Here is an 11,811-nt window from a genome sequence, read left to right as displayed (position 1 = left end):
CGCGGTGCGCTCAGCGCGTGGAGAGGGTGGGGTGGAAGCGGTCGCTCATCCGGTGGTCATAGGGAGCGCGGTACTGCGGCGTGGTCGTGGCCGCGGAGACGATCTCGTGCTTGGTGCGGGTGTCGTCCTGCGACATGGCGGCGAGCTCCGCGGCCATGCGGGTGTGGTCCGAGTCCGGTCCGGCGCCCCAGTGGCGGTTGGCGGCGGGACGAACGGCGTTGAGGTAAGTCATCCAGTTCTTCATGTCTTCAACAGTGCCCGCATCAACTATATATATCCAATTCACTTTTCCGTATGTTCATGCAGGTTTGCTTAACAGTGGGATACGCTGCTCGCCATGGTCGATGCCCACCGATTGCGGATCTTCTTGTCTGTCATGGCTTCGGGCTCGGTCAACGCGGCTGCGGGCCACCTGGGCATCTCCCCCTCCGCAGTCAGTCAGCAGGTCTCCTCGCTGCAGAAGGAGACCGGCCTCACACTCTTCACCCGTCATGGGCGCGGCATCGAACCCACGCCGGCCGCCCACACCCTCGCTGCCGAGAGCGAGCAGCTCATGGCCGAGCTCAAGCGGATCGACGCCGTCGTCGACGACCTGCGCGCAGGGAGCACCGGCTCGCTGTCGATCGGGTACTTCGCCTCGGCCGGGTACCGGTGGATGCCGCAGCTGGCCAAGCGGCTGCAGTCCAAGATGCCAGAGCTGCACCTGGAGATGGTCCTCACCGAGGGCTACCCACCGGGGCAGGCCCCGCCCGTCGACATCGACGTCGTGCCGGCCGACCCGACGACCTCGATCCGGCCCGGGTACATCGTCACGCCGCTCATGACCGACCACTTCGTCGCGCTCGTGCCGGCCGACCACCGGCTCGCCGGGCGGCGCCGGGTCGAGATGGCAGAGCTCGCCGACGAGCCGTGGGTGAGCAACGACATCTCTGCCGGCATCACCCAGGAGATGGTCGCCCGCGCCTGTCGGGCAGCCGGGTTCAGGCCCCGCTACACGGTCGAGGCGCAGGACCACTACACCGCAACGGCCTTCGTCGCGGCCGGCGTGGGGATCACGGTGATCCCCGATCTGGCGGCCCGCACGATCCCCAAGACGGTCCGCCGGCTGCGCCTGACCAACCCCAACCCGGTGCGCGACATCGTGGCGCTGACCGCCCCGGTGGCGAGGTCCAACGGCGCTGCCAAGCTGGCCGTCGATCTGCTGCAGCAGATCGCCGCGGCGAGCGCCCGGCGACGGTGAGGCAGGCCGGGTGGAGGTGAGGCCGGGTGGAGGTAAACGCGCCGACGAATCATCCGCGCGTTTACCTCCAATCCCCGTCGTCCACAGGCCTGCTGCGTACGGTCGGCGGGACATGCCACCGTTGACCCAACACCAGACGAAGGGGGATGACGTGACGGCATTCGGGATCGGACGGGACCGCGACGCAGACGTCGGGAGGTTTGCCGACCGGGTCATGGAGGCTGCCAGCGCGTGGTCCAACCGGCATCGCGCCCGCGCCCAGGGGCTGACCCGCCATCTGGTCGCCGACACCCAGACCGGCTACGACCGGGACTGCGCCGGGTGGGCGATCCTGAGCATCCTCACCGACCGGGTCGGCCAGGCCTTCGACCGTGACTGGCAGCCGATCGACCTGCACCGACTGGTCACCCGGCTGACCAAGCCTCCCGCGGACGCGCTCCTCGGCGATGCGATGGCGTACGTGCTCGAGCGCTACGCGAGGGCCACGGTCGACCCCGAGTGGTGGGCGCAGATGGAGGCGATCGAGGCGAGTGCGTGGTGGCCCGCGGACCGGAGCTTCCCGCAGGCGCGCGGCGACCGTGACTCCTGGGCGGACGTCGTGCAGGCCGCAGTCGAGCTCATCAGCGCCGTCTGGGCCGTGCCCGCGATCGAGTCGCTCGGGCCACGCCCCGGGGAGGCTCGACCCTCCGCTCGCCGTTCGTCCTCGCGGGTCGACCCGCGCGTCCTCGAGCGCGTGCGGGCACTGCTGGCCAAGGCGGAGTCGACGACCTTCGAGGCCGAGGCGGAGACCTTCACCGCAGGCGCGCAGTCGCTCATGGCCAGGCACAGCATCGACGCCGCGCTGCTCGCCGCGACGGAGCGCACCAGCGACGGGCCGACCATGCGCAGGCTGGGGGTCGACAACCCTTACGAGTCGCCCAAGGTCTCGCTGCTCAGCGGGATCGCCGCCGCCAACTACTCCCGGGTGGTCTGGTCCAAGGACCTGGGCCACGTCACGATCATCGGTCACTCCGAGGACCTCGACGCCGTCGAGACGCTCTTCACCTCGCTGCTCGTGCAGGCGACCACGGCGATGGCCCAGCACGGCAAGCAGACCGATGCCTCCGGTCGCTCCCGGACGGCAGCCTTCCGTCGGTCCTTCCTCATGGCCTTCGCCCTGCGCATCCGCGAGAGGCTGCACCAGGTCGCGGATGCGGAGGTGGCAGCCGTGGCCGAGCAGCGCGGCGGGTCCGCGGGCGCCGAGCTCGTGCCCCTGCTCGAGGAGCGGCGCGATGCCGTCGACGACACGGTGGACGAGCACTTCCCTCACCTGCGCGCCTCACGTCCGACGGCGGTCACTGATGGCGAAGGGTGGTTCTCCGGCCAAGCGGCAGCCGACCGGGCGTCGCTGGGTGGCTCGGGCGCGGTGGAGGGGCGATAGAGGCGATGGCCCGCCACGGGTCAGCCGGCCCACTCCTCGCGCAAGATCCCGTAGGTGTATCCGTCGAGCCACCCGAGCTCCGCGTGCCACGAGTCCTTGATCCCGTGCTGCTCGCGTCGCATGCCGAGGCGCTCCATGGCCCGCCACGAGGGGGTGTTGTCGGCGAAGCATCCCGCCGTCACCCGGTGCAGCCCCAGGTCGTCGAAGGCGATCGACAGCAGCGCCCGGGCGAGGTGCGTCGCGTAGCCGTGCCCTCGGTGAGCCGGGTCGATCGTGTAGGCCATGCCGCCCTGTGCCCGACCCCAGATGTCATGTCCGGTGTGCCGCTGACCCATGGCGTCCTGCACCCAGAGCGAGCCGGTACCGACCACGTCGTCGTCCACGAAGGCGAGCACGGCGACGTCATCGTCCTGCACGGTCAGCCATTCCACCCGCCACGCGTCCGGGTCGACCGTGGTGCTCAGGAGCCACTGCGTCACCTCGGGGCTATTGCGCCATGTGAGCACCTGGTCGAGCGCCTCGGGGGTCGGCCGACGCAGAGACAGAGGTCCGGCCTGACGCGGCCAGGTCAGCTCAGACATCGGCGCCCTCGGCCCAAGCCCGCTCGATGAGCTCGGTGAGGACCCCTTCGTCGACGTCGGACAGTCGCTTGACGTAGACGCATCCCTTGCCGATGGTGTGCTTGCCGAGGCGCTCGAGCAGGTCCGCGTTGGAGCCGTAGAAGGTCAGGCCGTAGAGCGTGAGGGCAGCCTTGCGCGGGGCGAGGCCGACGCGAAACCACTCGTGCGCCTTGCCGTCCGCCGTCGTGTACGGCTGGATGCCGAAACCGATCATCGACGGCCCCCAGACCACTGGCTCGACCCCGGTGACCCGCCGCATGAGGGCCAGCACGGTCTCGGCATCGGCCCGGCGCCGCTCGTCGGTCACGGCGTCGAGGAGCGCGACGGCGGAGGTGTCGGTCGGCCTGGTCTTGCGGTCGTCGGTCGGCATGGGCCCAACCTAGCGATGACCCCGCGAGCTGCTCAGAAGGGCGCCTCCCCGGAGTCGACCTTCGCCCCCTGCGTGGGGGGCAAGATCGACGCGGCCTCAGGAGAGAGGCCGGCGGCGTGGAAGGCGGCGAGCTGCTCGTCGTCGCTCACCTCCCACGACTCGTGGTCGGCGTTCGCCCCCTGTCCGGGGGGCGAACACTCGTCCCCGACGTGCACCCACAGCGACGGGAAGGTCTCGACGACTTCCCCGGTCGGGCTGGTCCATTCGGTGCGGCCGTCCTCGCGCAGGGTGTGTGTCCAGCGCGGCGAGTGCTTCAGCCGGTGGTGGTGGCGGCACAGGCCCGACAGGTTCTCCGGGCACGAGGAGCCCTGCGGCCACTCGCTCGCGTGGTCGAGGTCGGCATTGTCCTCGGTACAGCCGGTCATCAGTCGACGGTTGCAGCCCCACATGCGACAGGTCTCGTCGCGGGCCGCGACGAACTCGCGCATCGAGTCGGTGACGACGTAACGCGGGTTGCTCGTCTCCACGAGCGTCCCTGTACGAGCATCGATGAGCGCCCGCGAGACCCTGGTCTCGAGGTTGGCCGTGATCGCCGCGACCGCGTCGGGCGGGATGAAGCCGACCCCCGGGATGTCACAGCCACCGACCCACGCTTGCTGCCCGCCCGGCCCCAGGGTCGTCGGCACCTGCGAGGCCACCGCCCCGCCGGCCCACTCCTCAGCCATGACCTCGACCTGGTCGGCCCCATCGCCAGTGACGAAGCGCCCCTCCCGCACGGTCGGGCCGTGCAGGGCCTCGGCCAGCTCGCTGCTCCCGCCGCGTTCGCCCCCTTCGAAGGGGGCGAAGGTCAACCGGGAGGCCGCCGACGTCACCACCGGGATCCCCAGCCGCACCAGGGCCCGGACCTCCACGCCCCGCAGCGCCAGGTCGAGCAGGCCGTGCGCCCGGGAGGCGGCCGCGGTCAGGGACGGGTCGAGCGCGCGGCGCTCGGCCGCTGCCTGCTCGATCGCCTCCTTGAGCACGAGCGCGTCCTCCGTCGGCAGCGTCGCACGCATGTCGGCCGTGCCCACGGCACCTTCGCTGAAGCGCACATCCACCGCCTCGCGCCGGTTGCGAGCCGCTCTCTCCTGCAACAGCTCCGGCTCGACCCGCTCGAGGATCCTGCGGGTCGCCTTGCGCAGCTCCCGCTCCTCCAGGTCCTCGATGCGGGTGCTGCCCGGCTTGCCACGAAGGGGGGCCAGCAGATGCTCGAGCACCGCAGCCACCGCCTGCTCGCTGGCCTCGCGGGTCTCCTTGGCCACCAGGCCCATCGCCCTGGCCCGGATGCGTCCCTCCGCCAGCAGATCGGTCAGGCATGACAGGTCGGTGACCGCCCGCGCCGCGAGGTCGCACCGCTCGCCCGCCTCGAAGATCCCTGCCTTGGTGGCGACCGCGACCGCCTCGGCGGCGAACTCCCCCACCTGCCCTGCCGGCAGCTGGACCTGGCGATAGACCCCGTCCGCACCCCACTGGTCCTCGAAGCGCACCGCCTGACCCAGCACCGTCAGCTCGAGCGCGTCCGCCGCACGTCTCAGGCGCTCCGTCGCGCGCAACGCATCGGTCAACGCCTGCTCATCGGCTCGGCTCCCCCGCTCGCGCACCCCCGTCCGCGCCCTGCCCAGTCCCCGGAAGGACGCCTCCACCACGGTCAGCTCATCGTCGAACATGTGTCCATAGTTTCAGTGAGGTGTGACAACGCTCCTGTCACATCGCTCCTGGACGAACCGCATCGCCATGCGCGATCCCTCCACACTCACCTTCCTCAGGGAGCGTGGGTGAGGTCGTGGTGCACCCACACATTCGGCTCGACGTAGACCGCGTGGTCGTTGGCGAGGTCGACGTGGACAGGGGCGAGGCCCCCTTCGACATCGACGAGGCCGTCCGCGTCGAAGGGCAGACCGGTCCACTCACGCCACTGCGCCAGCGTCCCGGGGATCGTCATCGACAGCGGCGCGACCTCGACGATCCGGCCACCCAGCCGTGCGTGCACCCGCAACCACGGGTCCTGCGGCAACCCGTCCTCGCGCACCCGGCGCGCGTACTCGTCTGCGCCAGAGCGTGGCTCGAGCGCCTTGCGCGTCGGGCGGACCGGGCCGAAGAGGTCCTTGCAACCCAGCTCCGCATAGCGTCGTCGCGCCTCGACCAGCAGGGGACCACTGAGCCCTTCGCCGCGTCGCTCCGGCGCCACCCGCGCCTCGATGAGGCTGACGGTGGACAGGTCGGGGGGACCCCCCTTCGCCACCAGCCACTCCGCCCGCTGCAGCGCCCAGTCCCAGCCCCGGGGAGGAAGGGAGTCGATGCTCGCCGCGAACGGGACGGCATGGAGACGGGCGACCGCCGCGTCACCATCCATGACGACGAGGTGCAGCTGCGGGAAGCCCTCGACCGCCGCCTCGTAGGCACGATCCGACGTCGGATCCTGGAGCATGAAGGTCGGCCAGTCACCCGGTATCGACCAGAAGGCGTCGAGCAGGTCCGGGCGTTCGGCGAGGGAGAAGGTCTGCACTCCTCCATCCAATCCGGTGCCGGGAGCGGACGCCAGCGAGTTCCCACGTGGTGCGGAGGTCTGCACGCAGCAGATGTGCCTGCCCGGCTACCCGGCGGCTCCCGACGTGAATGACCCCGCCGTCCCCCGGACACCCCCGCCACCACCGGTGCCGACAATCGCGCAGATCCGCTCGGCTTTCCTCGAGCTCCCCTTCGCCAAGGCGTCGGTGTCGATGGAGCCCCACGGCAACAAGACCTTGGTGGGCCTACCGACCTACTACGAGGCCGCGTGGCCACACAGGGCCGGGCTCGAGCCAGGTGATGTGAGCGACGCACAACAGCTGCTGTCGTGGACCATCCAGTTCAAGATCATCGCCAAGGACTACCGCTACACCTACGGCGACGGCACGAGGTCCGAGTGGACGACGAGCCGAGGCGGCGTCTACCCGGATGGGGACATCACGCACACGTACGAGACGACAGGCACCCGCTCGGTCAAGGTCGACGCACGCCTCGTCGGCCAGTACCGCGTCAACGGCGGCGCCTGGCAGGACCTCGGCGCGGTCGCCGACCTGCAGGACGAACCCGTCACCCGGCTCGGCGTCGTCGGCACCCGCACCCGCCTCGTCACCAACTGAGCGCTCGCTCCCTCTGAGACGGCCGCGGGCGGCCTCCTCAGGGAGCGGTGGGGAGCGGACGACGAGGAGGGTCGACGCAGCATCAAGCCGATGTCGAGAACGACAAGGCGACCACAAGGTGACGAAGGACTTCGGCAGCGCGTCGGCCCTCCTCGCCGGGAGCGGTCTCGAGGCTCCTCGCTGACGCTCGTCACACCTCGACCCACGTACTCTCGGAGCATGACGGACCGCGACTTCCGCAACCTCTACCGCCACGGCTTCGCCCGGGTCGCTGCGTGCACCCTGCCGGTGACGATGGCCGACCCCTTCGCCAATGCCGCGGCGATCCTCGAGCGCGTGCGCCACGTGGCCGACCAGGGCGCGGCGATCGCGCTCTTCCCCGAGCTGAGCCTGACCGGATACGCCATCGATGACCTGCTCCTGCAGGACGTGCTGCTCCGTGATGTCGAGGCGGCCCTCATCGATCTGGCCGAGCAGACCGCCGACCTGCTGCCGCTCGTGGTCGTGGGCGCCCCCCTTCGCCACCGCAACCGTCTCTACAACTGCGCGGTGCTCATCCACCGCGGCGAGGTCCTCGGCATCGCGCCCAAGTCCTACCTGCCCAACTACCGCGAGTTCTACGAGAAGCGGCACTTCGCGGCCGGCGCGGGGATCGTCGACGAGTGGTTCCGTCCGACCTTCGCCGGCGGCGAGGCGGCCGAGGTGCTCGACGGCGTCCCCTTCGGCACCGACGTGCTCGTCCACGTCGACGACGTGCCGGGCCTGGTCGTCCACGCCGAGGTCTGCGAGGACATGTGGGTCCCGGTCCCGCCGAGCCACGAGGCGGCCCTCGCTGGCGCCACCGTCCTGCTCAACCTCTCCGCCTCCCCCATCACCGTCGCCCGCGCCGACGACCGGCACCTGCTGGCCCGCTCGGCCTCGATGCGCTGCAACGCCGCCTACCTCTACGCCGCCGCGAGCGAAGGGGAGTCCAGCACCGACCTGTCGTGGGACGGGCAGACCATGGTCTACGAAGGGGGCGACCTCCTCGGTGAGTCCGAGCGCTTCCCCTCCGGTCCCCGCGAGACCCTCGTCGACGTCGACGTCGACCGGCTGCGGCAGGAGCGGATGCGGCAGGGCAGCTTCGACGACAACGGGGTGGCACTGGGCATGGGCACCGACACGGCGCCGTACCGCGAGGTCCACCTCGAGCTCGACCCGCCGACCGGCGACCTGGGGCTGCTGCGGCCACTCGACCGCTTCCCCTTCGTCCCGGACGACGAGGCCCGTCTGGCCCAGGACTGCTACGAGGCCTACAACATCCAGGTCACCGCCCTGACCCAGCGGCTGCGCGCCATCGGCGGACCCGACTGGCAGCCCAAGATCATCATCGGGGTCAGCGGCGGGCTCGACTCGACGCACGCCCTGCTCGTCGCGGCCAAGGCGATGGACCGGCTGGAGCGCCCGCGCACCGACATCATCGGGATCACGATGCCCGGCTTCGCCACGAGCGACCGCACCAAGACCAACGCGGTCGCGCTCATGGAGTCGCTCGGCCTCACCTGGGAGGAGCTCGACATCCGTCCCGCCGCGACCCAGATGCTGCGCGACATGGGGCACGCCTACGGCCTCGACCCCGAGGCGGACCACCCCGACGAGGTCTACGACGTCACCTTCGAGAACGTGCAGGCCGGGCTGCGCACCGACTACCTCTTCCGCATCGCCAACCAGCGCGGCGGGATCGTGCTCGGCACCGGCGACCTGTCCGAGCTCGCGCTCGGCTGGTGCACCTACGGCGTCGGCGACCAGATGAGCCACTACGGGGTCAACGCGGGCGTGCCCAAGACCCTCATGCAGCACCTCGTGCACTGGGTCGCCGACACCGAGCAGCTGCCCGAGGTCTCGCAGACGCTGCTGTCGGTCCTCGACACCGAGATCTCCCCCGAGCTCGTCCCGAGCAAGGACGCCGACCGGCCACAGTCGACGCAGGACAAGATCGGGCCCTACGCGCTGCAGGACTTCACCCTCTTCCACGTGCTGCGCCGGGGGGACCGACCGAGCAAGATCGCCTTCCTCGCGGAGCAGACCTGGTCCGACGCGACGAAGGGGGCCTGGCCCGCCTCGGTCTCCGAGGAGGACCGCGGTGCCTACGACCTCGCCGAGATCAGGAAGTGGCTGCTCGTCTTCGTCCAGCGCTTCTTCGCCAACCAGTTCAAGCGGTCGGCCCTGCCCAACGGGCCCAAGGTACTGCCGGGTGGCGCCGTCTCACCGCGAGGCGACCTGCGCATGCCCAGCGATGTCGCTGCCACCCGCTGGCTCGCTGACATCGAGGAGCACGTCCCGACCTCCTGAGCCGGGGCACGAAGGGGCCGGGGCGGGCGCCCGTCGCGAGCGCACGGCGAGTGCCGCACACAGGATGACGGCGCCGCCGCCGACCACCGTGAGGGGCGTGATCTCCTCGCCCAGCAACAATGCCGCCCAGGCGATCGTCATGACCGGCTGGGTGAGCTGCACCTGGCTCACCTGCGCCATCGGGCCGATCGCCAGCCCCCGGTACCAGGCGAAGAAGCCCAACCACATGCTCATCAGGCCGAGATAGGCGAAGGCCGCCCACTCGGTCGCGCCGGCCTGCGGTGGGTGCCGGACGACGGTGCCGATCGTGAGCACGAGCATGACCGGAGCGCTGACGACGAGGGCCCAGGACACCGTCTGCCAGGCGCCGAGCTCACGAGCCAGCAGGCCCCCTTCGGCATATCCCACGGCGGCGGCCACGACCGCGCCGAAGAGGAGCAGGTCTGCCGACCCGATCTGCCCCAGCCCTCCGCCCTGGAGCACCGCGAACCCGACGGCGGCGACGGCCCCCACGGTCGATGCGATCCAGAAGGTGCGCGGCGGACGCTCTCGCGCCCGCAGGACCGCAGCCACGGCAGTCGCGGCCGGCAGGAATGCGATCACCACGGCGCCGTGGCTCGCGTCGGTGCGGGTCAGGGCGAAGGAGGTGAGGAGGGGGAAACCCGCCACGACCCCGGCGGCAACGACCGCGAGCCGCCACCACTGCGCACCATGCGGGAGGGACTGTCGCGTGCACGCCAGCAGCAGCCCAGATGCCGCAGCGGCGACCACCGCGCGACCCGCCCCGACCAGGGTCGGCGACATCGCTCCGTCGCCCACGGCCATGCGGGTGAAGGGGACCGTGAAGGAAAAGGTCAGCACCCCGAGGAAGCCCCAGAAGAGGCCAGAGCTGACGGATATCGGGAAGGCGGTACGGCCAGTAGCGCTACTGTGGTCTGTCATGAACAACGATAGCAGTGGTGTCATCGTCGCATCGCTTCGCGAGTGGATCGCCACCTCCGCTCCCGGGGCCAAGCTCCCTTCGACCCGCGCGCTCGTCGCCGAGCACCACGTCGGCCCGGCCACCGTCCAGCAGGCGCTGCGGACCCTCGTCGCCCTCGGGCTCGTCGAGACCCGGCCGGGGGTGGGGACCTTCGTGCGAGCGCCACGGGTCAGCCGCACCCATGACTTCGGTTGGCAGACCACCTCGCTGGGTGCGCCGCGTCGCCACATCCCGACCGCCTCCGCATCGCTGCGCCCCGTGCGCCACGACATGATCTCGCTGCACTCCGGCTACCCCGCGGCAGAGCTGCTCCCGGAGCGCCTCGTGCGGGCCGCCTTCGCCCGCGTGGCCAGATCGGACGCTGCGATGAGCCGCCCTCCGTCCGAGGGGATGCCCGAGCTGCGCTCGTGGTTCGCCTCCGAGCTCGCCGACCTCACGCCTTCGGCAATCTCTGCCCCCGGCCCCCAGGACGTCATCGTCGTGCCGGGCAACCAGGGCGGGCTGACGGCCTGCTTCCACGCGCTCGTCGGCACAGGGCGACCCCTCGTCATCGAGTCACCCACCTACTGGGGCGCCATCCACGCCGCGGCTCAGGCCGGCGTCGATCTGGTCCCGATCCCGACCGGCCCCGAGGGCCCGGACCCCGACATCCTGGCCGAGACGCTCGCCCGCTCCGGCGCCCGGGCCTTCTACGCCCAGCCCACCTACGCCAACCCGACCGGAGCGCGGTGGTCGGTCGAGCTCGCGGACCGGATCCTCCAGACGGTGCGAGAGGCGGGCGCCTTCCTCATCGAGGACGACTGGGCGAGGGACTTCACGATCACGGGGGAGGCAAGCCCGCTGGCCGCCCGTGACGACAGCGGCCACGTCGTCCACCTGCGCTCCCTGACCAAGAGCGTCGCGCCGTCCGTCCGAGTCGCGGCGGTCACGGCCCGCGGGCCGGCGCGCGACCGCATCCTGACCGAGGTGCGCGCGGCCAACATGTACGTCAGCTCGGCGCTGCAGGCGGTCGCGCTGGACGTCGTGACCCAACCCGGGTGGCGCACCCACCTGCGGGCGATGCGGCGCCAGCTCGGGGAGCGTCGCGACCTGCTCGTGGACGCGGTGCGCGAGCATCTACCTATGGGCGAGGTCACCCTGCCGGCCGGTGGGCTCAACCTGTGGGTACGCCTGCCCGACGCGACGGATCTGCCGCGACTGGTCGCCGGCTGCGAGGCGAAGGGAGTGCTCGTCGCGGGTGGCGACGACTGGTTCCCCGCCGAGCCGGTCGGCAAGCATCTGCGGTTGAACTACTCCGGGCCGAACCCGGGAGCCTTCGGCGAGGGGACGCGCATCATCGGCGCGACCCTCGACGAGCTCACTTGATACCGAGCGACTCGCTGTTGGTGGCGGTGTCGCCTTCGGAGTAGGTGTAGCTGCCCATGCCCATCTTGGACATGACGACTCCGGCGACGATCGTCACGACAGTGAGGATGACCGCGGCGATGCCCCAGGCCGGGCTGAGGATGACGACCGCCCAGGTACCGACGGCTCCGGCGATGATCCCGAGGACCATGACGGTCCACCAGGCGGCGTTCTGCGCGTGGCCCAGGTCCTCGACGGCGTGCGGCCCGGTCGGGGGGTGCGAGAGGCGCTGGTAGGTGTGCTTGCTCATGACGCAATCATCCCATGAGCCGCTGGGAAG

12 protein-coding genes are annotated in these 11,811 nt (G+C 70.9%); 5 read left to right on the top strand and 7 right to left on the bottom strand.

The window, feature by feature from the left end; translation table 11 throughout:
• Positions 1–10: 10 nt before the first annotated feature.
• The gene (locus ASG73_RS02920; protein ID WP_162253957.1) at positions 11–232 is read right to left on the bottom strand and encodes a hypothetical protein; all 222 of its coding nucleotides are present in this window, start codon (positions 230–232) and stop codon (positions 11–13) included.
• 105 nt (positions 233–337) lie between these two features.
• On the opposite strand from ASG73_RS02920, the gene ASG73_RS02915 reads away from it, so the two are divergent.
• Together ASG73_RS02915 and ASG73_RS02910 are read left to right on the top strand one after the other, a co-directional pair.
• The gene (locus ASG73_RS02915) at positions 338–1,240 is read left to right on the top strand and encodes a LysR family transcriptional regulator (protein WP_055990463.1); all 903 of its coding nucleotides are present in this window, start codon (positions 338–340) and stop codon (positions 1,238–1,240) included.
• Between the two features lie 151 nt (positions 1,241–1,391).
• Entirely contained in the window at positions 1,392–2,660 is a 1,269-nt protein-coding gene (locus tag ASG73_RS02910) for a DUF2786 domain-containing protein (protein ID WP_055990460.1), read from the top strand.
• 20 nt (positions 2,661–2,680) lie between these two features.
• Here the strand turns inward: ASG73_RS02910 and ASG73_RS02905 are convergent, their stop codons facing one another.
• The 4 genes from ASG73_RS02905 to ASG73_RS02890 form a co-directional block, all read right to left on the bottom strand.
• Positions 2,681–3,241, bottom strand: coding sequence for a GNAT family N-acetyltransferase (locus ASG73_RS02905; protein WP_055990457.1), 561 nt, complete (start codon positions 3,239–3,241; stop codon positions 2,681–2,683).
• Positions 3,234–3,650, bottom strand: coding sequence for a DUF1801 domain-containing protein (locus tag ASG73_RS02900; protein ID WP_055990454.1), 417 nt, complete (start codon positions 3,648–3,650; stop codon positions 3,234–3,236). Before ASG73_RS02900 ends, ASG73_RS02905 begins: the two co-directional genes overlap by 8 nt.
• A gap of 32 nt (positions 3,651–3,682) precedes the next feature.
• The gene (locus ASG73_RS02895; RefSeq protein ID WP_055990452.1) at positions 3,683–5,356 is read right to left on the bottom strand and encodes an HNH endonuclease signature motif containing protein; all 1,674 of its coding nucleotides are present in this window, start codon (positions 5,354–5,356) and stop codon (positions 3,683–3,685) included.
• Between the two features lie 95 nt (positions 5,357–5,451).
• A complete protein-coding gene (locus ASG73_RS02890; RefSeq protein WP_200946653.1) occupies positions 5,452–6,195 on the bottom strand; it encodes an N-acetyltransferase in 744 nt (247 codons plus the stop codon).
• Between the two features lie 148 nt (positions 6,196–6,343).
• Here ASG73_RS02890 and ASG73_RS02885 point away from each other — a divergent pair, with 148 nt between their 5' ends.
• Complete coding sequence (locus ASG73_RS02885; RefSeq protein WP_055990450.1) at positions 6,344–6,814, top strand: hypothetical protein; 471 nt, start codon at positions 6,344–6,346, stop codon at positions 6,812–6,814.
• A gap of 219 nt (positions 6,815–7,033) precedes the next feature.
• Positions 7,034–9,145, top strand: a complete 2,112-nt coding sequence (locus tag ASG73_RS02880; protein ID WP_055990447.1) for an NAD(+) synthase — start codon at positions 7,034–7,036, stop codon at positions 9,143–9,145.
• Here ASG73_RS02880 and ASG73_RS02875 read toward each other — a convergent pair.
• On the bottom strand, positions 9,059–10,087 hold the full coding sequence (locus ASG73_RS02875) for a DMT family transporter (protein ID WP_082566941.1): 1,029 nt from the start codon (positions 10,085–10,087) through the stop codon (positions 9,059–9,061). The genes ASG73_RS02880 and ASG73_RS02875 overlap by 87 nt on opposite strands.
• On the opposite strand from ASG73_RS02875, the gene ASG73_RS02870 reads away from it, so the two are divergent.
• Positions 10,086–11,492, top strand: a complete 1,407-nt coding sequence (locus tag ASG73_RS02870; RefSeq protein WP_055990444.1) for an aminotransferase-like domain-containing protein — start codon at positions 10,086–10,088, stop codon at positions 11,490–11,492. The genes ASG73_RS02875 and ASG73_RS02870 overlap by 2 nt on opposite strands.
• On the opposite strand, the gene ASG73_RS02865 is transcribed toward ASG73_RS02870, so the two are convergent.
• Positions 11,485–11,781, bottom strand: coding sequence for a hypothetical protein (locus ASG73_RS02865; protein WP_055990441.1), 297 nt, complete (start codon positions 11,779–11,781; stop codon positions 11,485–11,487). The two genes, ASG73_RS02870 and ASG73_RS02865, sit on opposite strands and share 8 nt — an antisense overlap.
• Positions 11,782–11,811: the final 30 nt, after the last annotated feature.

This window comes from Janibacter sp. Soil728, assembly GCF_001428305.1.
Classification (GTDB): Bacteria; Actinomycetota; Actinomycetes; order Actinomycetales; family Dermatophilaceae; genus Janibacter.
Note: the sequence above shows the minus strand (reverse complement) of the source record. Positions and strands in the feature narration are given on the sequence as shown.